Origin of the sequence: Fictibacillus norfolkensis, assembly GCF_014836645.1 — a bacterium.
GTDB classification, from domain to species: Bacteria; Bacillota; Bacilli; order Bacillales; family Fictibacillaceae; genus Fictibacillus; species Fictibacillus norfolkensis.
In genome coordinates this window covers 30,756-55,384 of record NZ_JACSQM010000015.1, presented here as the reverse complement: position 1 = coordinate 55,384, position 24,629 = coordinate 30,756, and the positions used below count along the sequence as shown (strand labels likewise).

The window sequence follows — 24,629 nt, the reverse complement described above, 5'->3', positions numbered from 1 at the left end:
GTCTTGCTCGATTTTAAAACTGACGGAATTAATTCTTAATTCCTTACCTATTTCTTTTGTTCAGTTTTCAAAGAACTTTTTTCTTTATCGCGTCACTCTCTTAAAGCAGCGACAAAAACTATCTTACCACATATCTTCTTTCGAAGCAACAACTTTTTTAAAAGTTTATGTTTGTTTTTGTCGAACGTTATGTAAGAAAAGCAACAACGTTTATTACTATATCAGCGATACGGCCGACCGTCAACGCTTTTTTAAAGATTTTATTAAAAAACCTCTTTTCATGTCGAAAAGAGGTTTGCTCGCTATAAAGAATACTTTTCTAAAAGGTCATTTTTCGTCTTCCATACTTGAACGGATAGATCGACAAAATACTCTTGTGGGTTCAATCTTCGTAAGTGCTGAGGCCAAAACAATCCAAGCTGCTCTTGATGATAGCGCCGGATTTCTTCTAGATTCGGAAGGTCATATACAAGCTTTCCTTCTATATAAACGGGCTGTAGCAATTCTTCGGCAGTAAAGGAAGAAACCACTTTGCTTTTGTATGTGTGCACCGGATCAAATAGTTTTAAATCTTTTTCAGGAAGCACTTCATCATCCATCGCTATGTAATCCGCTTCCGCTTTTCCTTTTGAATTGATAATGCGGTAGACCTTTTTATATCCAGGTGTTGTGATTTTCTCTACATTAGATGAAATTTTAATCGTGGGTACAAATTCTCCGTCCTCATATTTAGCGACAACCTTATAAACGCCTCCGAGTGCAGGTTGATCTGATGCCGTAATAAGCTGCGTACCAACTCCCCAGGAAGTGATTTTTGCACCTTGTGCTTTTAGATCCGAAATCACATCGTCATCCAAGTCGTTACTCGCTACGATTTCAACATCTGTGAGGCCCGCTTTGTCTAACATTTTACGAGCTTGAATGGATAGGTACGCGAGATCACCGCTATCCAGACGAATGCCTTTAAGTGATTTACCCGCCGCTTTCATCTTTAACCCAACTTCTATCGCGTTAGGAATTCCACTTTTTAATGTATTATACGTATCTACAAGTAGAACGCTTTGATTCGGTAGAACTTCCGCAAACCGTTCAAACGCTTCTTCTTCTGTATCGTGATCCTGAACCCACGCGTGTGCATGAGTTCCTTTTGTCGGAATGCCGAATAGTTTTCCGGCGCGCATGTTTGATGTTGCATCAAAGCCTGCAATATATGCAGCACGCGCACCCCATATTGCGGCATCGGCTTCTTGGGCGCGACGCGTTCCAAACTCCATCAACTGATCATCAGGAGTAACATAGCGAATGCGGGCTGCTTTCGTAGCGATCAATGTTTGGTAGTTCATGAAATTTAGAAGTGCTGTCTCTAACAAGTGTGCTTCAAACACACGGCATTTGATACGAATTAGCGGCTCATTCGGAAAAACGACCGTTCCTTCTTTTACAGAGAATAACTCTCCAGAAAAATTAAAATTCTTTAACTCCTCCAAGAAAGGTTCCTCATAGTGTTCTTCTTGTGTTCTTAGGTAGTCGATATCTTCCTCTGTAAAATGAAGATGCTCCAAATAACGAATGATCCGCTCAAGTCCCGCGAATACGGCATAGCCGCTTTTAAAGGGATTCTTTCGAAAGAATGCTTCAAATACGCGGATGTTGTTGTGCGTTCCGTTTTTCCAATGAGCGTACATCATATTAATTTGATACTTATCTGTATGTAATGCTAAATCTTCATAGCTCATGTATGAGTCCCGCCTTTCTCTCTCCTCATTTTTCTCTATTTGTGTGGTTGTTAAACATAGTAAAAGGCCCGATAACCTGGCAGATCATCGGGCTACTTTTTATTCTAGGACGTCTTTTCAATCTCTTTTACTCCATTTTGATTGACGACGTACTCACCCATAAACTTCTCGCCATTTAAGCCGTATACTTCTAAGTTTGATTTCCACTGATTATCCGCTGGACTCACACTCAGAACCACTTCGTATTCTTTAACATCCTTTAATTTGTTTATGCTTGAAGGTTTTTCAATGATTAACTTGTATGATCCATCTGGGTTAACCTCCGCCACATCCGCTAATCCTGAAACAATATAATTCGGAATATCTAAGCTCCCTTTCAGTCTTGTACCCTCTAATAGATTTGACTTTCCTTCTATATAAAGATATTTATCATCCTTTTGAATGTCCGGTTCGTCTAATCGAACTGTAGGTGTACCATAATCTTCAGGCTTGTCCCACTCAGGTTCCTTTATTTTAGCAAAAGCATTTGATTCATCTTGAGGTATTTCAAGGGTTAACAGAGTGATGTTCTGCTGCATATCTGATTCTTCTTGCAACCTGACAAACGGACCTTTCAACTTTTCACCGTTTTCTCCATAATGATCTTTGATTGGTTGATTATCGGAATGAGGATCGAACTCTATTCTAACTTCAATTAAGCCTTCAGAGCTTTTTGGTATTTTTAGATCTGTTTCAAAAGTACCATCTTCACTAACCTGTACTCGATCTGAACCACCAATTAAAGTATCTTCTACACCATCCATCGTAACTAATAGGTTAGAGTTTGGAAGAAGGTTCGTTTGCCCTTTAACCGAAATCAACTTCCCTTTACGATTCGCTTCTCCTTTAAACCAAACTTCATATTCACCTTGGTCTTTAGGCGCTTTTTCTTTTTCATCTGTCACTTTAACGGATTCTTTTTCACTCTTAATTTCTTGTTCCTGATTTTCTTTATTACCACTTGTTGATTCGTTACTACTACAACCCGAAACAAGTAAGACAATGCTTGTAGTTATTAATAAAAACTTTAATTTACTCAAGATTCAATCCCCTATTCTACTCTGGCATCTTCAGCGTATTCATCAATTAATTTAAGTACTCTGTCTGTTTCTTGATTCAATTCTTCTTGTCTAGCATCATGTTTTTTGGAACTGTACTCTCTAAGGGTTGTATATCTGTCTAAAAGGAGTTTGTCCAACTTTATAAATTCTTCATTAGACATCTTTTCTTTATCGTAGAGATCTCTCTTTACAGTGCGAAGTAATTCGAATTCATCGGAAATGCTATCCAATATTTTTGAATACACTTTCCTCATAGAATGACCTTTACCCGAACTGCTCCAATTTACGCTTGATGAATCCATTGATGAGCTCCAGTTAATACTGGCATCATGCATCGCTTCAGACCAGTTGGAATTTACTTCATCAAACAATTCTTTTTGAGAAGAAACTGATTGGAATTCGCCTCCACCCGCTTCTGCTACTGCTTTAAGTTGTTGCTGACCATCGTTATCTACATCAAAGCCGATGATGTTTACTTCTGCCTTGATGTTCGACTCATGCAACTTTTTCGCCGCTTCTACAGGATTGCCATCACATGTCTCAATGCCATCACTCACAATATAAATGACGTTATTTCCTTCGTTTCCTTGTAGATCCTTTTCAGCTGCTTCAATGGAAGCTGCGAGCGGTGTCCAACCTGTTGGCTTGAATTTAGAGAGAGATTGTTGGAAAGTTCCTTCATTATATGCGCCTAAAGGGTACATAACTTCCGTACTTTCACATGAAACCTTCTTGTCTTTATCATCGTTGCTTCCTTTATGTCCATAAACACGCAGCATGACGTTGGCATCCTCAGGCAATCCACCTGCAAACTTCTTCAACGCTTCTTTCGCCGCCGTCATCTTATCCGTTCCCGAAACCTTTCCTGCCATACTACCGCTTGCATCTAGAAGAATAGCTACATTAAGGGGACCTTCCTTCTTTTCCTCTCCGTCTTCATTTTCTTCTTTATACTTTTCATACGCCTCTACTTCTTCAAACGTAATGTCAAAGTCCTCTAACTCCTGAAATCCCGGCTGATGATTAGCCGCGAACCCAGCAACGATTCGGTTATAGGTTTCCTCAGCCTTCATACCTTTAGGATAGTTCTTTGTGATTTTGTTAATCTCCTTATCAAGAGCATCACTTTCAAGATCCTTTACCTTTTCGTTATACTTACCTGCACCCTGTTTTACCATCTCTTCAGGATCAGTCGGTGCTTTTTCAACCGTCTCTTTTTTAGGTTCTTTTTTCTTTGGTTCTGGTTCTGATGTAGTTTTTTCGGTTGAGCATGCGGTTAAAAGAAGCATTATAGCCATAACAAGCACAAAAACATGATTACTAGATTTGTTCATTTATTAATAAATCCCTTTCTTATCTTAGTAGTTTTCTTATAACCTGTATTACTGAAAATTTCTTAGATAGTTTTTAATATGGTTATCCAAAATATGATCCACTGCTCTATAGTGGATTCTTTTGTATTCTTGCATTCCTTCCTCGCCAGGACCAATCATTATTTTATTGCCGTACTCATCCTTTTCAAAGGATGCTTGCGATCTATTCAAGTCTCTTATAGCCCTCTCTTCAGAAAATGTTTCTAAATAAAAAATTAACTGTTTTACTTTTTTATTAACATCTTTAGTACCGTCACTTAACTGGCCCTTTAAATAACCAATAATTACTCTAGCATCTTCAATGGCTTTTAACTGTTCTCTACCTTGGGTATACATTATCTTACAATGAAGAAAATTCAGTTCCATCATACGATCGACGTCTTCTCTTAAAAGATATTTCCGATCAAGTACTACTTTTTCAATCGCTTGCATCTCTTTTAAAATTCTTATTAGTTTATCTGGAAAACTAACAACTTGATCAATCATATAATATAGATTTTTAATTTCATTACCCTTAAGTTCCAAACCGGTCGTTGATTCAACCTCTTCTAACAATACTTTCATTTCTTGTAAAACTGAAACAGGCTTTTTGATATCGGGAATCATTTGATCTAAGGCTTCTCTCATTATTTGATTAAAGTTATACATCATTTTAAATGCAGAGACTATATCTTGATCTGTTACGTTTTCAGATTCTGATAAAATTACCATCCCATTGCTCTTGTTAAATCTCTGATAACTTACATAATAAAATTTTTTTCCGTTGTTATAACAGGAATAAGGATATATCTCAAATTTTTCTATAAATTTTTTATATTTCTTAGCACCTTCTATTAATTTAGACTCATTTATAACATTCATAGAAAACTCCTCAGACACCACTTTCTTTATCTCTTATCTTCTCAATATGATTATGCTTCATAGCCGGCAGCGCCAGGACCACTGGAATAATAAAAAATGGAAATGATTCTTCTCCTATAAAAAAGAGAATCACACTTAAGGGTGCGACAAGCCCGTAGATTAATAGATATAGAAGAAAATAAACACGTCTCCACCGTTTTTCTTTTTTGGACATATCGCACCTCATTTTCTAAAATTAAAACTCTATCTCTTTTTTCGTATGTGTTTTCTGAAATTCTGCTGGTTTTGGATCAAAGTATTCCATGGTGAACTTTGGCACGAACTTGTTGTCCTGCAGGTAACCTGATCCCCATGTTGGGTCCATCGTTAACCAGCGTCCGTCGACCTTTGTCTCCACCCATGCATGATTCTGCCCGGCAAAACCTGTTACCATTTGCGCTTCCATACCACTTGCACGTAATAGAGCGATCGCTAAGTACGCAAAGTCCTGACAAACGCCTTCTTTCTCGTCCAACGTTTTTACCGCACTGTCGTCAAACTCAAACGTACGATTGTTTAGCTTGTCTACGTCATAGCTCACATTTTTTGCTACATACTCATATACAGCTAGTGCTTTTTCTTTATCAGTTTTTTTATTTTTTGTTAGTTCCGCTGCTAATCTCTTAATCTCAGGAGCATCCGACTGAATACCTCTAGATGGCAAGATGAATCGTTGATCACTCGTGTTAGTATTCTCAACCGTGAAATTTGCTACGCCAACAAAGAACTGCATATATCCGTTCGTTTTATTAAAATCAGGTGCCATAACGGACACATCGTACTTCCCAGGTCCAAAACGGAGGAAAAACTCTCCCTCAAACTTGTTGTTCTTAACTGGGATCGCGTACATTGCTTGCAAATCGTCCTTTTTAGTCTGAACAAAAACGACATTTGTCTTGTTCGCATCCTTACCTTTTGGATCGATTCTTCCTTTAATTCTGTAGGTCAGGTCCGCTTCCTCACCGCCTACCTCTGGCGTTTCAAGCTTAAAGCCTTTTTCTTCGTAAGCAGTGGCATATTTCACAGGTTCAAAGGATTCACTAGATAAATTCTTCACATATAAGTGAGCCGCGTCAGTAAAAAAGTCAGTCGACCCTTCTTTTGGCGTCATAATTTGTACCTCATGAACACCCGCACCATAATAAAGAGGAATTTTTTGCTTGAATTCCCCATTTTCAACTGGGACCATAATTTTGGTAGATTCACTTTCTTTTTTAAGCTCAACCATAAGCTGCTCCACATTAGAATCAGCAACCTCACCCGTCAGCTCGAAAGAACCATCTCTTTCCATATACCCATTTATGGAATTTTTTAACTTTAAATCATATTGAAATGCATTCCTCGTATAAGCAATATCTCTCTTGATCTCAGGATTCACGTTCTCTACATCAAATGAGGCAATATCGTAATAGTAATTTTCAGCCGTATCACTCGGCACACTCACTTTAACAGAATAATTTCCCTTCCCATTAAACAACTGAATCTTTTGTACAAACTTGCCTTCCTTTAAAGGAGCATAATAGCTGAAATCTCTACCGTTCGGCCCTTCATCATCACTCATCACTTTAATCCATACGTGATCTGATTTAAAGCTGTTATACTTCTTTGCCTTACCTTTAATAGTTACCGTCGAGTTCGCCGTAAACTCTTTGTACTTAGGACTGGATAACGTGGCTTCTACTTCTTCTGCGTATGGAAGAAGTTCTAGTTTCTCTAATGTGTCCTCTTTGTTTGCTTCCTCAGCAAGCGCTGTATACTTGTCTTTTTTCTCTTCTTGATCAGGTTTGGAAGAGGAGTTTTTATCAGTTGTGCAGGCTGTAAGTGCCAGAACCGTGAGAATTAGTAGAAAACTGGTTATATTGTTTTTCATTGAATAATCCCCTTTAATTAATTTCAAAAAGAAAGAGATGGCGTTTCCATCTCTTATAACATTGCTATATCTAAAAATTATTACGAACTTCATTTGAAAAAGTTCCCAGACAAATAACTGCAAGATTAACTATACATTTTGCTCCTTTTCACGGATGCTGTTTATATGATTTTTCTTCATAATAGGCAGACCTAAAGCAATCCCCAACATCGCAAAAGGAAATTCCTCATTCCCACCTAACCACATGAAGAGATTGTAAGGAACATAAATACCATAAATAAAGATGTGCATCATCATATAGAAACGACGCCATTTCTTTTCACTTTTTGACATCCAAATCCCCTACTAAAATAATCTTAATTACGTATGTATTTCTCGTTTTTTCCCACAAAAGTAAATCTTCTAATATTTTTCTATGCCAAAACTATCACAGATTTTCTATTAGAGTCAAACCCTCAAAAATCTTGATATATAAAGGTTCATAACAGTTATACACATCCTTTTTACTACCTTTCGCAATCATCGACTTTTTCCGACACCCCTCCTGATTTTCTATAATAGGATTTTTATCATGATTAATATACAAAAATATCCATATGTTATCTTGTTTTTTCCTCGTATTTTGCAAATTTAAACCTATAATTATTTGGATATGCGCTTTTAAATCATTTAAATTAGTTGAGTCCACTTAGGTAAAAAGAATCAAAATAATAAAAGCACCTAAACATGTGGTTAGGTGCTTTCCATTTTCTTTTCGTTTCAAAAACTATTTAGGCTCTAAAGATCAACCCCAACAACTCCACACTATAATAAAACGTCACTAACGCACCGACCGCTAAGTACGGTCCGAACGGGATCGCGGTCTTTCGGTTATATTTCTTCGTTACTAACCCGACTATTGCGACTAATACCCCGACTATGGATGCGACCATCAGTGTCAGATAAGCTCCTTGGAACCCAAGTACGAGCCCTAATACGCCCATCAACTTAATATCTCCACCGCCGATTCCGCCTTTTGAGAGAACGGCTAACAACAATAAAAATAAAAATCCGAGCAGACTTCCTACGGCTGCATCTACCCAGCCTTTAGGTCCAAAGATCACTTGTAACGCTAGGAACCACACGAAAAATACGATCAGTACTTTGTCCGAGATGATGAAGTACAACAAATCGGAAACGGTAATGATGGCGCATAACAAAACGAGTGAACAGGCTAACAACAATTCGATAGAAAACCCGTATTTTATGTATGAAAAACTATAAAGTGCTCCAGTTGCGAGCTCCACCATCGTGTATATATTCGGAATCCGCTTCTTGCATGTTTTACACATTGCGCCCGCAGCTACAAATGAAACGACGGGAAACAGCTCGTACCATTTAAGCTGCCTTTCGCAATGGTCACATTGTGAACGTTCTACACCTATTACCTTCATTCCCTTTGGCAGACGATAGCCTATTACTCCGCCGAACGAGGCTAACACTGCTCCTACTACAAAAAACCAAAGAGTCCACATTGCTTCCATTTCCCACTTCTCCCTTAATCTTCTTTCTGCACACTATTATAATGAAGAAACTTATTCTTTGCATCTCTCTTCCTTAAAGTTATCGGCTATCTTTTTTATTTGTTTTCCTGCACATACAAAAAAGGAATGCCCGAAAACGGACATTCCTGCATATGTTTTTTCACTATTCGACTAAGAATACGAAATAGCTGATGAAGACGATGAAGAGAACCCACATGATTGGGTGAACTTCTTTTACTCGTCCTTTTACTGTCATTGTTAGTGGGTACATAACAAATCCTAAAGCGATACCTGTTGCGATGCTGTATGTGAGCGGCATTGCAATCAATGTTAAAAATGCTGGTACTGCGATTTCTAAACGGTCCCACTTGATTTTGCTTAATACGGATACCATCAGCACACCGACAATGATAAGTGCTGGTGCTGTAACAGATGGTGTTACGACTACCAATAATGGCGAGAAGAAAAGAGCGAGTAAGAACAATCCACCCGTTACAACAGACGTGAACCCTGTACGACCACCTGCTGCTACACCTGAAGCTGATTCGATGTATGCTGTTGTTGAAGATGTTCCAAGGATCGCACCAACTGCGATCGCTGATGAATCGGCAAGCAACGCTTTACCTGCACGCGGCAGTTTATTGTCTTTCATGATTCCCGCTTGGGAAGCAACTGCCATCAATGTTCCTGCCGTATCAAAGAAATCAACGATAAAGAACGTTAGAACAACGATCATCATGTCTACTGTAAAAATTTGATCAAAGTGAGAGAACGCTTGTCCGAATGTTGGTGCAAGGCTCGGAATCGCTCCTACGATTTGATCCGGCTTATTGATCAAGCCAGCAAAGATACCAACTACAGCTGTGATCACCATTCCGTAGAAGATTCCTCCACGAACGTTTCGGATCATCATTAAAATCGTAATGATGAAACCAAAGATGGCAAGTAAAGTTGGACCTTGTGTTAAGTCACCAAGAGAAACAAGTGTCGCTTTGCTTGGTGCGACGATTCCTGCGTTCTTCAGTCCGATGAATGCGATGAACAGCCCGATACCGGATGCTGCAGCAAACTTCAAATCTTCCGGGATTGCGTTTATAATCGTTTCACGAATTTTAAATAATGTAATAAAAATAAAGATAATACCAGACATCAATACGCCAGCAAGAGCTGTTTGCCACGGGATATCCATGACTAAGACTACTGAGTAAGCGAAGAATGCGTTAAGTCCCATACCTGGAGCAAGTGCGATCGGATACTTCGCTACGATCCCCATGAATAGTGTTCCAAGGGCCGCTGCAAGTGCAGTCGCCGTGAACACGGCACCTTTATCCATGCCAGCATCGCCTAATACGGATGGGTTAACGAATAAAATGTAAGCCATCGCAAGGAACGTTGTTAATCCTGCTGTTGCTTCTTTTTTGTAAGAAGTGTTGAACTCCTTAAAACCAAAATACTTTTCCATCTATATATCCCCCTATACCCTGTCTACGTATAAAGCTTCTCTTTAAAAGTCGCTCATGACTCGAGCTGTTTGACCTGTTCTTCTTTGACTAGTTGATTGGAGTGTAGGGTGCGAGACTCCTGTGGGACAGGCCGGCAGGCGAGACACTTATACGGGAAACGTACGAATCGCCGCCTGCCCCGCGGAAAGCGAAGCACCTGGAGCGGAAATCAACTACTTCCAAAAGCAGCTTTGTTCAAACAAAAAGACCCAAGGGACAAGCCCCTGGATCTGAATACGTAAGAGTTAATGAAACGAGGGCTATGCAAAGAGAGCATGTGCGCCATGTTTCAAAAATCCTTCGTAGTCAGACCATTTACGGCAGTCTGGTAGAAACTTTCGGGCCATATCCCCGAATTTATACGTAGGAAATACATTTAATTTTTGATTACTTCTGTAGTATAGGTCGAACTTTGTCGTACGTCAAGCGTTTTTACGAATGATTTTATGTTATTTTACTATAATCGTTCGTGTTTTCGCTTGCAAACCTATTCCCACTCGATCGTTGCTGGTGGCTTAGACGTAATATCGTACACCACGCGGTTGATGTGGTCCACTTCGTTTACGATACGAGTAGAGATCTTTTCTAGTACGTCCCAAGGGATACGTGCCCAGTCAGAAGTCATTCCGTCGATTGACGTTACCGCACGGATACCGATCGTGTAGTCGTACGTACGAGCGTCACCCATTACACCAACGCTACGGATGTCAGGGAGGACAGTGAAATATTGCCACACTTCACGCTCCAAGCCTGCTTTTGCGATCTCTTCACGAAGAATGAAATCAGACTCACGAACGATCTCTAACTTCTCTTCTGTAATCGCACCTAGTACACGGATTCCTAGACCAGGGCCTGGGAACGGCTGACGCCAAACGATGGGTTCAGGAATACCAAGCTCTGTACCTACTTTACGCACTTCATCTTTAAATAGTGTGTTAAGAGGCTCGATCAATTTGAACTGCATGTCTTCAGGAAGTCCGCCAACGTTATGGTGAGACTTGATCGTTTGTGCAGTAGCTGTACCGCTCTCTACGATATCTGTGTAAAGCGTACCTTGAGCAAGGAATTCGATGCCTTGTAGGTTTGACGCTTCTTCATCAAATACGTAGATAAATTCGTTACCGATGATCTTACGTTTCTTCTCAGGATCAGAAACACCTTCAAGCTTGCTTAAGAAACGTTCTTTCGCATCGACTTTGATGATGTTGATGTTGAAGCCTTCGCTGAACGTTTTCATAACTTGATCAGCTTCATCTTTACGAAGAAGTCCGTGATCAACGAAGATACATGTTAACTGGTCACCGATCGCTTTATGAACAAGAACGGCTACAACAGATGAGTCAACGCCACCTGACATTGCGCAGATGACTTTTTTGTCGCCAACAACGTCACGGATCTTTTGAATTTCGTCTTCAATCCAGTTTTCCATCGTCCAGTTACCTTCACATTCACAAACGGATTTTACGAAGTTATCAAGAAACTCGATACCGTACTCTGAATGACGAACTTCTGGGTGGAATTGTACGCCGTAAAGTTTACGAGATACATCACTCATTGCCGCTACAGGACAAGAAAGACTTGTAGCGTCCGTTACAAAACCTTCTGGCGGAGCAACAACTAAGTCGCTATGGCTCATCCATACCACTTGTTGTTCTGGAAGATTTTCATAGAGCTTGTTCATGTTTGTTACTGTGATCTCTGCTTTTCCGTACTCACGGTGGCTCGCGCGCTCTACTTTACCGCCGAAGTGGTAGCTCATCAACTGCATACCATAGCAGATACCAAGCACTGGGATATCCAGATCAAAAATGGCTGGATCACAAGCTGGAGCTCCTTCTGCATAAACAGAGTTAGGTCCACCAGAGAAGATGATCCCTTTTGGATTCATTTTCTTTATATCTTCCGCCGTTGTCGTGTGCGGATGTAATTCACTGTATACTCCTAAGTCACGGATACGACGTGCAATCAACTGATTATATTGTCCACCGAAATCTAACACAACGATCATTTCACTCATTACGTGCAAATCATTCGTTACGCTCATGTACTCACCCCATCTATTATTATCAGCTATAGTATCCGTCAGCTTGTCTATGTTTACACTTTCTTTATAAAACAAAAAGAATTCTACCCTTGTTTTCCACATACAAAAACAAAGGCAGAATTCCTTAAAATGTAGCTATAAAGAATCCTGCCTTCATAGTCAGGTCATTTTCGGCAACCCGGTAGAGACTCTCGAACCTTATTATCGAGGATATACGAAGGAGAATAATATCTGACACTATAATCTTAAAGACATTCTAACAATGCCTGTTATAGCGGTCAAGGGCGGATTCTTTTAATTAAATTTTCCCACAATTCTTTATGAAAATCATTCCACAGATCTGACTGCTTTTTCGGACTGAATTGAACGCCTTCATAAGCTTTAGCGAGAATCCTCATGTCCTTTGTATCAAGCTCTCTGTCTACATACAGAGCATACTCTCTCAATGTAAAAGCAGGTCTTCTTTTTATACCATATACCTTTAATAGCCACATCAAACGTTCGAATGCTTCTTCAAAGCTATCAGCGCCCTTTTTGTGTTTATAGCGCCAGATCGTGTACTGACGAAGCCATTTTCTGCGGAACAGATAAGCGAGCCCCGCGATCACGACAAGGCTGATTAACAAGATAACAGCCAGCGTTCCAACAGAATTCAGGATTGAATCTGAACCTGTTTTTTCTCCTGAAGCAGTGCTATCGTCCTTCGTTACGTCTTTTTCAGGCTTGTCCGGCTGAGTCGGAACAGGTGCAGCTGGTGTTGAATCCTTTTCTTCACTCTCTGGCTCGAATGGATTATCAAATCCGCGCGTTGGCTCAAAAGGAACCCATCCGATTCCTGAAAAATACACTTCTACCCAAGAGTGGGCGTTTGCGTTTGTAACGGTATATTCACGAAGACCATCATCACCAAGTGCCTCAAAGGTTCCAGGAGTGAAGCCTTTTACCCAACGAGCAGGTATACCAACAGAACGCAGCATCACGACCATCGACGTTGAAAAGTTATCGCAATACCCTATTTTCGTTTCAAACAAGAACTGATCAACGTAATCTTCATCGTCCTTTGGAACCGCAACTTCAATCGTGTTATAGCCATAGGCGTTTTTAGCAAAATAGCCTTCGACCGTTTTGACTTTATCGTAGAGCGTTGGTTGGTCCGCCGTAACATCTTGTGCAAGATCTCTTACCCGCTGCGGCAATGTTTCAGGCAGTTGCAGGTAATTTTCTGTTATTGTCTCTGGATATTGGTTACCTGAAGCTTTTAACTGCTCCTCTTTTATAACGGGCAGCTGATAATCCATCTCATATTCAGAAAGCTTCTCTTCTTCTCCACCTTGAAAGGTAGAAATTTTTCCGTTCACACCATCTAACTGATAGTTGATATCCGATTCTGTTTTAATGTTGGTTAGCTTACCTGGAATCATTAAAAAAGAATATTCTTTTCTTTTCTCCGCTTCGATACGTGCTTTATGGTCTTTCATTTCTAATCCATCTTCCCAGACTCTCGTGTAATTCGTATCAGCGGAAGGGTTATCTGCTTCTAAAGCGATCGCCTGAGTCGGAATCTTATTTTCCCACCCTTTACCTGTGTAGAATTCTTTCGTTTCTATCCGCCAATAATGCCTGCCGTTATCATAAGCGGTGAAGATCGGCGTATAGTCGAACTCAAACGGTCCACCAAGCTGGCTGTCGTTTTCACCATATCCAATCTTTGCGATCCCAGCTCCTTTTCCTAGTCCTTCTTCTTCCCCTTTACCAGACATATTCTGAAGAAACGGAACAGGATCTGGCCAGATTGGAGATGCTTTAGGTGCCACATACCCTAGAGCTGACGACAACGCGATAACACCAGAAAGTGGTGCCACCCAAAGAACAGGGAACTTTCCTTTTAAAAGTGAGAAGCCTTGCGTTTCAATAATCTTCATCATTCGTAAGATACCGACCAAGATCAGTCCGATGAAAACCGTACGGATGATCGCAAATTTCCCATCATACACCGTAAATGTATCGAGTATCGAAATATAGATGACCGTGATAAAGAAGAACAAGAAGATTCTGCGTGTCTGGACGAGCCAATAATGCATCAAATAACTGACGAGCCAGAGTAAAATAAAGAACAACAGACTCCTGGAAAGAGACGTCATCTCGTTCCAGTTCTGGTCTGAAAAAAGCCCTAGATTATATTTGATATCTTCAATCAAGAATGGAACCCATTTAAACGATAAGAAGACATCAAAAAAGTAAAGGGAGTGAAGCGCATATAACATCGCTCCCAATTTCACCGGAAATGAGATCCAGAGTGGAAGCTGAAAATACGTTACGATAAACAAAAAGAACGTGTACATCACAAAAATCTGGATATCGTTCGTAGTCGTAAGTTCTTTAAGCGGTCTTAACCACTCCCATAAAAGAAGAAAGCCTAAGCCGTACAGAACTAAGACGTGTAGCGTTGACGCTTGTTGTTGATTAGATTGAGGCATACGTGCCACCTGCCTTCAGCGCTTCGTTAAAGTCAGAACCAATGATCGGTGTTACAGGCACACCGAACTGTCTGATTCGAGAGATATACGTGAGTTCTTGACTCTTAAGTTTAGAATCAAGCGCTAAGTAAAAGAAAATCACGTTCGTTTGCTGTCTCGATGCGATAAGCTCGAGCGTTTTCATCGTGTATTCTGAAAGATTTGGCGAAATAATAAGCGCCGTCTTTCCTTCCATATAGCCTGCCATATATTCCTGCTTCAACCGTTCTTCAAACGGCAGCTTCACGTCTGACTTCACTTTTGCCAGTTCGTGAAGAATCCGCCACTCTTGATCAACCCCTATATTCATAGGGATTTCTTTTCCGGATAACGGATGATAGCCGATCGAACCACCCTTTGAGATCGCATAGTGAACGATGGATGCCGCAAGCGATACGCCGCGTTCAAACAACCCATCCTGCGTGCCGTAGCTCTTCTCACAATGGTCAAGCACGATCACAAAATCATCGTTCCGCTGCTGTTCGAACACTTTTGTCAGCAGCTTATTCGATCTCGCACTCGCTTTCCAGTGCAGCCAGTTCATTCGATCGCCTGCGACATAATCACGAACACTGACTGTCGATGTATAGTCAGTAAACGAACGCTTCCCGACTTTTTTCATACCAGATTGAAGCATCTTCCCTGCTTCCCACCGCTCGATATCTTGATATTGCGGATACACAAAGATCTGATCTTGAACCGAGACACTCGTGCTTTTCAACACAAAGCCAAAGATATCGCCTGTACTGATTTGAATCTGATCAAATTTAAACAACCCGCGCGGTGCAGGATTGATCGTATACGAATATTCCAGGTGCTTTCGGAACAACGGAAACAACAGGATACGAGACTGAATCTGATGCGTATTGCCCTCGTATCGCGTTTCACGAAGCAGTACCTCTGGCAGCACGTCTTCTAACACAACGTAAAAGAGCGGAAAGTTGCTTCTTCGTTTGATAACAATCGTTACCTCTACTTCTTCGCCTGCCATAAGTTTGTTTTTAGAGATATATCGCTCGACCTTCAACCTCTGTATCGGATAGAAAGCCATCGTAATGGAATAAAGAACAAGCGGAAGTACGCTGTAAAACAAAAACCAGCTTACGAACCCTCCCTGAAACATGGCAAAGGAGAACGTAACAAGCAGTAAAAAGATGATCCCTGAAAACCCGATCGGCGTTTTATACCGCTCCCGAAATTTATGGAGAAATGCTTTCATTACGCATGCTGTTCCTTATGAATAGGTGCTGGTACACGGGCCAAAAGCTCATTGATTACTTCTTCGGCTGAGACCCCCTCAAAGCGTGCTTCAGGTTTTAATAGCACACGATGAACAAGAACAAAGGGTGCTAAGTATTTCACATCATCAGGGATAACAAAATCACGGTTCATGAGCAATGCAAAAGCCTGTGCTGCTTTTAATAAAGCGAGCGATCCACGCGGACTAACGCCTAGCGCAATGGATTTATGATTACGTGTACGATTGATCAGATCGACGATATATCGCTTGATCGAATCTGATACATAGATGTTCTTCACGGCTGTTTTCAGTTCTGAGATTTCTTCTGGTGAGATGGCTGGTGTAAGGAGGTGTATCGGATGTTCGTTTCCGATCACGTTCAGTACATTAAACTCTTCCTCGGGAGTCGGATACCCCATCGTCAGCTTCATTAAGAAACGATCCAGCTGTGCTTCTGGAAGCGGATAAGTTCCTTCGTATTCGATTGGGTTTTGTGTGGCCATAACTAAGAATGGATCGGGCAATATGTGCGTCTGCCCATCAACGGTCATGCTCATTTCTTCCATCGATTCAAGAAGTGCAGATTGTGTCTTTGGTGACGTACGGTTAATCTCATCAGCGAGAATAATGTTTCCAACAAGAGGACCCGGTCTAAATTCAAAGCTCATATCTTTTTGGTTATATATGGATACTCCCGTCATATCAGACGGTAATAGATCAGGTGTGAACTGGATGCGGTTAAAGGTTAGGCCCAGAGATTTAGCGATGGAACGCACCATCATCGTCTTTCCTACTCCTGGTACGTCTTCAAGCAAAACATGTCCTCCTGCTAATAACGAAACAAGCGTTAACTCTGTAACCTTCTTCTTACCTACCATAACTTTTTCTACGTTCGCGATAACCTCTCTAAGATGAGGATGATATTCAAATGTCTTTTCATTTCTAGCGTTCATGATAGACTCCCCTCTAACATTTCTGTCTCTACATTATTTAATTTTTTGTTTCCTTTAAATATTCTCATCAGACAGACGATATTCCTTGTTTTTTTACAAAAAAAGAGAAGATTCGATAAAGAGGAGGAAATAAAAAAAGATGCACCATGAACAGTGCACCCTTATCATTCATTTCACTCTTGATCTGAGTTCTTAAATTTCTTTCCATCCAAGTCATGATGCAGAGATGGAGCCGGAATTTCTGGGTTCGGAATGTTCCCTAGCGGCACTGGATCTGCTTCATAAACAAAGTCTCCTGTTCCGTCTGGAGCACTTCCGGTAGCCCATAAACCTTCTTTCGACTCCTGACCCTCTGAAAGGTTCCAAAACTTATACGCTTCTGGCTGCGATTCTAGTTCAGCTTCTGGCGGGAATGAAGCTGGTACGACTACTCCGTTACTCTGCTCTAGTTCTTCAATCGCTGCCATCCATTGATATTGATGATAGCGATCACGAGCTAACATCTTTCGAAAAGCAGCTCTTACCCCTTCATCCCTCGTCATATGATACAAACGCGCTACTTGCAGACGTCCCTGACTTTCTGCGTGAAGATTTGAACGCATATCAGCAAGCAAGTTGCCGCTCGCTACTATATACGCTCCGTTCCAAGGTACGCCATTTGAGTTCGTCGGCATTCCACCTAGTCCACTTACGAGCAGATGCTGAGGATTTATTCCACCCATGATCGCTGCTGTCGCAGGATCTTGCGCTGCTTTCGCTTGATCGTCTGGTGAAGCACCGTCAAGCAACTGACTGATCATGGCACAAAGCATTTCTACATGCCCAATTTCTTCTGTTCCAATATCCATCAGCATATCTTTGTATTTTTCTTCTCCACGACAGTTAAAGCCTTGAAAAAGATATTGCATCATTACTGTCATTTCTCCAAACTGCCCACCCAGCACTTCTTGAACTTGTTTGGCAAGCTGTGGATCCGGACGATCTACCTTAATTTCAAACTGTAGTTCCTTTTGGTGGCGAAACATATGATACCTCCTGGGAAATGAATTTTGAAACACAATTAATTTCTTCCCAATCGATTTAATATAAAACAGCTTTTGGAGGATTTATGTAAAAAGAACTATGCTTGAATGTGCACTCATTAAATTCTGTGGTTAATGTAGTAAGAATGAAACAGTCTATACTGAAGAATAGAAGGATTAATTTGAATTTCGCATTCTAATTCTACGTATTATTAAAGGGGGATTTTTGTAGATATTTCTCGGGAAATTGTAGAAATATGACGATTGATAGGCGATGTCTATATAGTGGATTGTTATAAAAGGAAGGCATATCGGGTCACGATATGTTTGATGAAAGTGTTTCAATATCATCTATCATATCGCCCCCCGATACACACAAATTTACTTTTTAAATAAAGAAAGAATGGCTTCCCATTTGCTTTTCGGCCTGCTTTGAACCACGATTTCTAGTCGTCTATTGAAATCGTTTTGCAGACGCCATTCCTTGATCTGTTCTTCTCTTAACTTTTGAATTTCCTGCTGCAGAAGTTCACTTTTCTCTTTTTCCTGTTCTAGCAATGCTTCGTATTGCTCTTTCTGTTGATTGGTAAGCTTCTCAATTTTAGCGTTTGTTTTCTGAGCGGCGTTTCCTACGTTTGCACTGATCGCATGATGATCTTGTTGAAGTCTTGATACGGTTACTTTTAGCTCTGACATATCGCTAGTTAGCTGCGCATTCATCTCGCGTGTTGCCGCTAATTCATTCGCTAGCATCATTAAGACTTCTCGTAATTGATTCGGGTCTTGTGGAAGATTCTCATATGTATCGGGTAGCGCTACGTCCGTTTGGATCGTCTCTTTTAGTCTCTCTTTTTGTTGAATCACGAGATCTTTGGCTGTATCGTCTAATGGCTTGTCTGTATCGCGTAGCGCTATGAGCGATTCGATATCAGATTGAACGAAAATACGGCGATCTCCATCCTTTAAAAACTCGTATCCGTTTCGTTCTAAAATTTGTCCATACTTTCGAACAGTAGGTGTTGCGATTCCTACTTCTTCTGCAACTTCCTTGGAGGAGAAAGCTCGTTCATTCGGTTGTATATCACGTCGCATATCGGGCCTCCTTCATTTCTTTTCATCTATTCCTTATATCGCCATGCGATACATATCGTTTAATTCCTCTACTATAGGCATTCGCAATGAACTGTATCGATACGTCTATGCTCTACTAAATAGATTTCGGCAAATGTGTCGATCTCCCCTTCTTTCCGATTTAGAAACTCGTTCATTTTACTAGATTATTTTTCTATTTCTTCACCCCACCCAGAAAATAGCTGTTTTCTAATAGAATAAGGACATATATAATGAATGAGTGCAATCATTTTATCATTTATTTTTTATGAGAGAGGTTATGTTATGAATACTACTTATTCATCGATACAATCGACTAAAACAAGAATGTTAGTCATCAGCGCACTATTCGTCGCCCTGACTCTTGTTGCAACGATGTTCATAAACATTAAGCTTCCGATCGCAGGAAACGGTGGTCTAATCCACTTAGGAAACATTCCTCTATTCGTAGCAGCTTTTGTTTTCGGTAGAAGAACTGGTGCTATTGCAGGTGCTTTCGGGATGGGTTTGTTTGACCTTCTATCTGGTTGGACAATATGGGCTCCTTTCACATTTATCATCGTTGGTGCAATGGGTTATGTAGCGGGCGCTATATCTGAAAAAGTACCAGGTAAACGTGTGCTCGTCTATTCCTTAGCTGTTATCGTAGCTATGCTGATTAAAGTGGTAGGCTATTATTTTGCTGAAGTTGTGCTTTATAGCAACTGGATTGTACCATTTGGATCCATTCCAGGAAACGTTCTACAAGTTGGATTTGCCGGACTTGTCGTGGTTCCACTCGTAGCACGTATTAAGAAAAGAATACTGTAATTCAAAAGAACCATGTATCGTATTGGCTTACGATATGTGGTTTTTTTGAGTTATTAATACAAAATACTTTTTATAAGGAGTAAGAATGAAGAAAAAGCAAATTGATTGGTTTTTCTGAGGTCCGATGTTTGGAGTTGTTATTTTAAGTCTGTTACTATTTTCAAGTTCAGCAACAAAGCTACCAAACGGTAATTATATTCTTGACCAAGATCCACTATCATATTTCTTAGTTGGCTGCATGTTCGTTTGTGCAATTCTTTTAATTTTTGGAAAAGTAAGAGAAACTATGGGTAAAAAAATTAACACATATACATTCATTATTACTCTACTATTAATACCAATCGTATTTGTATTTGTGCACATAATCAATAATTAAAATATATATTTCCTTAGACTGCAGACGCCCTCTTGGTGTCTGCTTTTTTAAGTTTAAGTTCCATATTCACCATCACACTTCACTCCATATGAATGTTAAAATAAAGAATACTTCCCTGTTAGACATATAGAAACTGTCGACTTAAAATTGCAACAACTTAGGAGTGTATACAAGCATGAACAAAAAAGATATCGCTCAAATACGAAAACAGTTCAAAAAAGAGAACGACCTACTGAAGATCTCCAGCATCTTTAATGTGTATATTACGAAAGAATCCAGCGAGATCTATCATCACGTTAGTCAGCCTTTTGAGATGCTAGATCCTGAACAACAAGAGCTCTTTTTTAATAACTTTAAAAAATTGCTTGGTGGAAATCTCGATGAAAAGTTATTTGAATTAAAGTTTAATAGAAATGCTGAAAACAATAGCCAGCTTATCCTGCATCAGGGCCTACTTGCCAGCGATACAGAAGACTGGAAAGAACGCATGCTTCAAATGGTAGGAAAAATGCTACTAAACCGTCAGTACGAAAAGGATATCGTGATCACCTTTATTAAGGGAGAATACTATAAGCCGACGAAGCGCAAAAATGATGAAGCTGAGATTAGTGAACGTGATGCCGTTTACTCCTTCCCCTTTATTTTGTGCAGCATAAACAATACACAAGAACCGAAGAAAGAACTGCTCTTTGATTATGTGGAAAAAGAGTTCAAGTACAATTTCGTTGTCGATCCTGTTATTAACCTGAACGCGCCGATTGGAGGATTCCTCTTCCCTTGTTTCAGTGATAATGCAGCAGATGTGAACCACATCCTGTATTCAGCAGGTAAAGTTCATGAGCCCGATTACGAATTCATCGTGGACGTTTTAAATGGCGAAGAAATCATGACAGCAAAAGACGATAAGATTGTGTTTGAAGAAATTATTAAAGACGTAACACAAGATCAATTGAACACGTCTACTCTCTCTAATGTGTATGAAGAGATCAACCGAATGATTGAAGAGAACGAAGAGGAAGAACATCCACGTTTAGATTCAAAGGACGTTGAACGGGTTTTGAAAGCGAGCGGCGTGGAAGATATCAGTGTGGAAAAGGTAGAATCCGCTTTCCAAAAAGTCATTGATGATGACAAGTATGAGATTAAGGCAAGCAGTGTTGTCCCAAAATACAACTCGAAGTCTATTAAGATTGACACAAAGGTAGCTAAGATTTCAATCAGTCCCCAAGATTTAAGGTATGTGAAGCAAGTACAGCTTAGCGGTAAACGTTACCTCATGATTGAAGTGGAAGAAGATACGGTGATTGAAGGCTTTACGATGATTCCGGAGACTTTTGGGGAGAAGGTGGGAAAATAAACTAAATATCAGATAGAAAAGAGCTTCTCACAAATTGTTTATGAGAAGCTTTTTTCTATCTGCAAACCTTTCTAAATACAGACTTTAAACTATTACCACCCCCTATATTAAACGTTAATTTACCCAGTCCTCCACAGAAAAATAAACTGAATTTCAACTTAACTACAGTTATAATCATTTCTTTAAAGGGAAATCCAATCTTTAGAAGAAAATATTAGAAAGAATCAATAATATACAAGGAGGAACTTTTTTATGGATTTTAAACAGGAATTAGAAAAATTATCTCTACAGTTAATAGAAAGAAAATCACATATTATTAACGAAGAGTCTACAAAACAAGCATTAATAATTCCGTTCATTCAAAAATTAGGATTTGATGTTTTCAACCCACTTGAAGTTGAACCTGAGTATGTCTCAGATTTCGGCATAAAAAAAGGGGAAAAAGTAGACTATGCTATTAAGAAAGATAGAAAACCAATAATTTTTGTTGAAGCTAAATCCGTTAATGAAAAGTTACATAAACACAGCTCGCAAATTTATAGGTATTTCAATGCAACTCCAGAAGTGAGATTTTCAATCCTAACAAATGGTACAGAATATAAGCTTTTTACAGATTTAAAAAGAGATAACATCATGGATGACGACCCTTTTTATGAATTTAATATAGAATCTCTAACGAATCTTGATATTGAAGTCATTGAACATTTTACCAAGGATGAATTTGATATTGATGAAAATATAAAATTTTCCCAAGAGCTAGTTTACACGAACAACATCCATTCTACTCTCAAAGAGCTGTTTAAGAATCCTTCTGATGATTTTGTAAGATTCCTTATAAAAGATCTAAATAATCAGAGAGTCACCTCTATAGTGTTAGAGAAATTTCGGCCTATTATAAAAAAGGCTATTAATCATACTTTATTAGAGATAATTGGAGAAGGTTTGTCTTTCACAAATGTTCAAGCCAACCAACCTAAAGAAGATATTTTAGTGTCGGATCAAACTATGGTTAAAGAAGGGGATAAACTAGAAGAAGATAATGATGAAATTACTAAGCCAAGTATATTAACCACTGAAGAAGAGCTTAGAGCTTTTTCAATTATTAAAGAAACACTAGAGGTTAGTGGTAGAGTTGTTGAAAATGTAAAATACAAAGACAATTCTAGCTATTTCAACATTATGAATAGAGTAATTACTAAATGGTTTATCCGCTTATATTCAGATACTGAGAATAAAAACATAATTACAAGGCTTGATACACAAGCTGTGGATCAGTTATGCCCAGGGTTTAGAGTTGAAGAATCGCCAAAAGGCATGGGAAAATCAAGAATATACATTAACTCTGTTGAAGATTTGCTGCAGATGAAAAGTTTAATAATAGCTTGCTACGATGAAGTAAGTGAAGAGAGTAAAATTACTACTTAAATGTATTAGGTCTTTAATTTCTTACCCTTCAAAGCACTCTGAATAGAGTGTTTTTTCTTTTGTTGAAGAGAAGGTAGATACCATTTCATTTGTCGTATTTCAAAAGCCTTTATACAAATCTTTGTTTTTATTCATATGCAATTCTCCTCAATATAATAAAGACTACCTCCTTGTATTTAGGAAGTAGTCTATTCTTTAGAAATTAATTAACTACATGACTGTTCTCACTCTATCCGAGAAACAGTTTATCGAGCGTAAGAGTGGCAAAATTACATCATGCCGCCCATTCATTTGAGCTTAAAATCGAATTAAATAGTATTAAAAAACCCCTTAAAACAAAGGGTTTTAAAGGATTATAAATCATAGTCCTAAACTGTTTAGAGAAATTCTGCGGACAAATCTGCGGACAAATCCGCGGACAAGCTAGGATAAATACCTAATATCTTTAATCCAATAAAAATGCCCATCTATTAATACGGTGGGCATTTAATGTTTAGTGCAATACTCCTCAATCAACTCGTGTGGTATAACATCATCTCTGCCCAATCCATCTCTAAAAACAAGATCCCATGGTCCAGCTTTGACATGTGTGATATCCACGAGCGTATAAGCATTAAAGTGACCATATTCCAACACAGTCTCATTTAGCACTTCCACAACTTTTTGATGGTAAGGAGTTTTCATGAATTTTGAAAAAACAGAGAGTTTAAATGATTTTTCTTTATAAATTGTTTCTGAATCATCTTCAAAGAAAATTTCTTCTTTTCCATAGCTTTTGTACTTATCATACACTTCTTTAATAACAGGACCATATTGCCAAGCAGTAAATTCTTCTTCAAAAGGTCTATAGCCATATTTTTTTATAAAGTTGCAATAAAATAAGTATATTAGTTTTTGCAATTTTAAGTGTGTACACTTTAGGCTGGCAGTCATTAAATTAGCAACATCTAAAGCCGAGACTTTTAAATCCCCACTTATAAAATCTTTAAATTGCTTGAAATCCGATATAGGCGTTACATCAAAAAAGAATTTATCATATTTTACAACCGATTCCCATGAATGATCATTTGTTTGTAAATGATGAAAACCAAATGATAAATGATTGAATCTAATTTTCAATAAATCCATTAATTGAAGAACTTCGAATATACCGTCAATGTGGGAATCGCTTTTATGAAAGGCTATTCTTCTTCCACTTTTGTAATCACTGTAGAGAATGATAAAATGTTCACTCATGTCTACCACCCCTTCATTATATTAGCCTCTATTATAAATTTCAGGCCAGGATGTATAATCCTTTTTATAAATCTCATGGGAGTCTAGGCCGTTTAATTCATTACTCTTCTTTTCCAACTTATTAAAAATAGAATCTTCGTTCTTTATTCTACCCGTGATAATAACATCATACTTTTGCTTTATCTCATTTATGATATCGACATATAAACGAATAAGTTCACCTTTATAGTTAATCATATAATCATAAAAATCTTTTTGTATCGAGTAAGTACCCTCATCAATGGAACTTATTATCGTTCTAACTTCTGTCTTCTTTAAATTAAAGTGAATTACACCAGATTGACGAGAGAGCCACTTTCCAGTAAAAAGAATATGTGAACTATACATTAATTCAATTAGATCCGAGTACTGATTTATTATTTTTTCCTCATAAAGTTTAGAATGAGATTGTTCAATCATTTTAGACCTCTTTCCCTAAACAAACTAGAACAACACGAAATCCATTATAGCAAAGTAGAAGGGAAAATATAGAAAAA

General features: G+C 39.0%; 20 protein-coding genes and 2 riboswitches. Of the genes, 3 read left to right on the top strand and 17 right to left on the bottom strand.

From position 1 onward, the window contains the following. Window positions 1–302: 302 nt before the first annotated feature. The 15 genes from H9648_RS19780 to H9648_RS19710 all read right to left on the bottom strand — a co-directional run bounded on the left by H9648_RS19780 (window position 303) and on the right by H9648_RS19710 (window position 18,871). Window positions 303–1,736 (bottom strand): nicotinate phosphoribosyltransferase, encoded by a 1,434-nt coding sequence (locus H9648_RS19780; protein WP_191755431.1) that lies wholly within the window; start codon window positions 1,734–1,736, stop codon window positions 303–305. Window positions 1,737–1,840: 104 nt separating this feature from the next. Further along, window positions 1,841–2,815, bottom strand: a complete 975-nt coding sequence (locus H9648_RS19775; protein WP_191755430.1) for a hypothetical protein — start codon at window positions 2,813–2,815, stop codon at window positions 1,841–1,843. Between the two features lie 11 nt (window positions 2,816–2,826). Beyond that, window positions 2,827–4,170 (bottom strand): VWA domain-containing protein, encoded by a 1,344-nt coding sequence (locus H9648_RS19770; RefSeq protein ID WP_191755429.1) that lies wholly within the window; start codon window positions 4,168–4,170, stop codon window positions 2,827–2,829. A gap of 48 nt (window positions 4,171–4,218) precedes the next feature. After that, window positions 4,219–5,070: a hypothetical protein gene (locus tag H9648_RS19765; protein WP_191755428.1), complete on the bottom strand. Its 852-nt coding sequence runs from the start codon at window positions 5,068–5,070 to the stop codon at window positions 4,219–4,221. A 10-nt stretch (window positions 5,071–5,080) separates the two neighbouring features. After that, the gene (locus H9648_RS19760; RefSeq protein WP_191755427.1) at window positions 5,081–5,284 is read right to left on the bottom strand and encodes a hypothetical protein; all 204 of its coding nucleotides are present in this window, start codon (window positions 5,282–5,284) and stop codon (window positions 5,081–5,083) included. Between the two features lie 21 nt (window positions 5,285–5,305). Next, on the bottom strand, window positions 5,306–6,979 hold the full coding sequence (locus tag H9648_RS19755; protein ID WP_191755426.1) for a transglutaminase-like domain-containing protein: 1,674 nt from the start codon (window positions 6,977–6,979) through the stop codon (window positions 5,306–5,308). 129 nt (window positions 6,980–7,108) lie between these two features. After that, window positions 7,109–7,312 carry a hypothetical protein gene (locus H9648_RS19750; protein WP_191755425.1) on the bottom strand — a complete coding sequence of 68 codons (204 nt, stop codon included), beginning with the start codon at window positions 7,310–7,312 and terminating at the stop codon, window positions 7,109–7,111. Window positions 7,313–7,749: 437 nt separating this feature from the next. Next, complete coding sequence (locus H9648_RS19745; RefSeq protein ID WP_191755424.1) at window positions 7,750–8,502, bottom strand: prepilin peptidase; 753 nt, start codon at window positions 8,500–8,502, stop codon at window positions 7,750–7,752. A gap of 163 nt (window positions 8,503–8,665) precedes the next feature. Further along, window positions 8,666–9,964 (bottom strand): NCS2 family permease, encoded by a 1,299-nt coding sequence (locus H9648_RS19740; protein WP_191755423.1) that lies wholly within the window; start codon window positions 9,962–9,964, stop codon window positions 8,666–8,668. Between the two features lie 323 nt (window positions 9,965–10,287). Then, a riboswitch (purine riboswitch) is annotated at window positions 10,288–10,389 on the bottom strand. A 102-nt stretch (window positions 10,390–10,491) separates the two neighbouring features. Continuing rightward, complete coding sequence (gene guaA, locus H9648_RS19735; RefSeq protein ID WP_191755434.1) at window positions 10,492–12,021, bottom strand: glutamine-hydrolyzing GMP synthase; 1,530 nt, start codon at window positions 12,019–12,021, stop codon at window positions 10,492–10,494. 163 nt (window positions 12,022–12,184) lie between these two features. Then, a riboswitch (purine riboswitch) is annotated at window positions 12,185–12,286 on the bottom strand. Window positions 12,287–12,326: 40 nt separating this feature from the next. Continuing rightward, a complete protein-coding gene (locus H9648_RS19730) occupies window positions 12,327–14,525 on the bottom strand; it encodes a transglutaminase domain-containing protein (protein WP_191755422.1) in 2,199 nt (732 codons plus the stop codon). Further along, window positions 14,512–15,783: a DUF58 domain-containing protein gene (locus H9648_RS19725; RefSeq protein ID WP_191755421.1), complete on the bottom strand. Its 1,272-nt coding sequence runs from the start codon at window positions 15,781–15,783 to the stop codon at window positions 14,512–14,514. Before H9648_RS19725 ends, H9648_RS19730 begins: the two co-directional genes overlap by 14 nt. Next, window positions 15,783–16,757 (bottom strand): AAA family ATPase, encoded by a 975-nt coding sequence (locus H9648_RS19720; protein WP_191755420.1) that lies wholly within the window; start codon window positions 16,755–16,757, stop codon window positions 15,783–15,785. The genes H9648_RS19725 and H9648_RS19720 overlap by 1 nt, the downstream gene beginning before the upstream one ends. 173 nt (window positions 16,758–16,930) lie before the next feature. Then, a complete protein-coding gene (locus H9648_RS19715; RefSeq protein ID WP_191755419.1) occupies window positions 16,931–17,782 on the bottom strand; it encodes a manganese catalase in 852 nt (283 codons plus the stop codon). A 378-nt stretch (window positions 17,783–18,160) separates the two neighbouring features. Further along, window positions 18,161–18,871 carry a hypothetical protein gene (locus H9648_RS19710; RefSeq protein ID WP_191755418.1) on the bottom strand — a complete coding sequence of 237 codons (711 nt, stop codon included), beginning with the start codon at window positions 18,869–18,871 and terminating at the stop codon, window positions 18,161–18,163. Window positions 18,872–19,174: 303 nt separating this feature from the next. Between H9648_RS19710 and H9648_RS19705 the strand changes: the two genes are divergently transcribed. The 3 genes from H9648_RS19705 to H9648_RS19695 all read left to right on the top strand — a co-directional run bounded on the left by H9648_RS19705 (window position 19,175) and on the right by H9648_RS19695 (window position 22,857). Next, window positions 19,175–19,699: an ECF transporter S component gene (locus tag H9648_RS19705; RefSeq protein ID WP_191755417.1), complete on the top strand. Its 525-nt coding sequence runs from the start codon at window positions 19,175–19,177 to the stop codon at window positions 19,697–19,699. Between the two features lie 551 nt (window positions 19,700–20,250). After that, window positions 20,251–21,432 (top strand): DUF4317 domain-containing protein, encoded by a 1,182-nt coding sequence (locus H9648_RS19700; RefSeq protein ID WP_191755416.1) that lies wholly within the window; start codon window positions 20,251–20,253, stop codon window positions 21,430–21,432. Window positions 21,433–21,684: 252 nt separating this feature from the next. Continuing rightward, window positions 21,685–22,857 (top strand): type I restriction endonuclease, encoded by a 1,173-nt coding sequence (locus tag H9648_RS19695; protein WP_191755415.1) that lies wholly within the window; start codon window positions 21,685–21,687, stop codon window positions 22,855–22,857. Between the two features lie 486 nt (window positions 22,858–23,343). Here the strand turns inward: H9648_RS19695 and H9648_RS19690 are convergent, their stop codons facing one another. Beyond that, window positions 23,344–24,093: a Panacea domain-containing protein gene (locus H9648_RS19690; RefSeq protein WP_191755414.1), complete on the bottom strand. Its 750-nt coding sequence runs from the start codon at window positions 24,091–24,093 to the stop codon at window positions 23,344–23,346. A 21-nt stretch (window positions 24,094–24,114) separates the two neighbouring features. Beyond that, a complete protein-coding gene (locus tag H9648_RS19685) occupies window positions 24,115–24,552 on the bottom strand; it encodes a hypothetical protein (RefSeq protein ID WP_191755413.1) in 438 nt (145 codons plus the stop codon). Between the last annotated feature and the right edge of the window lie 77 nt (window positions 24,553–24,629).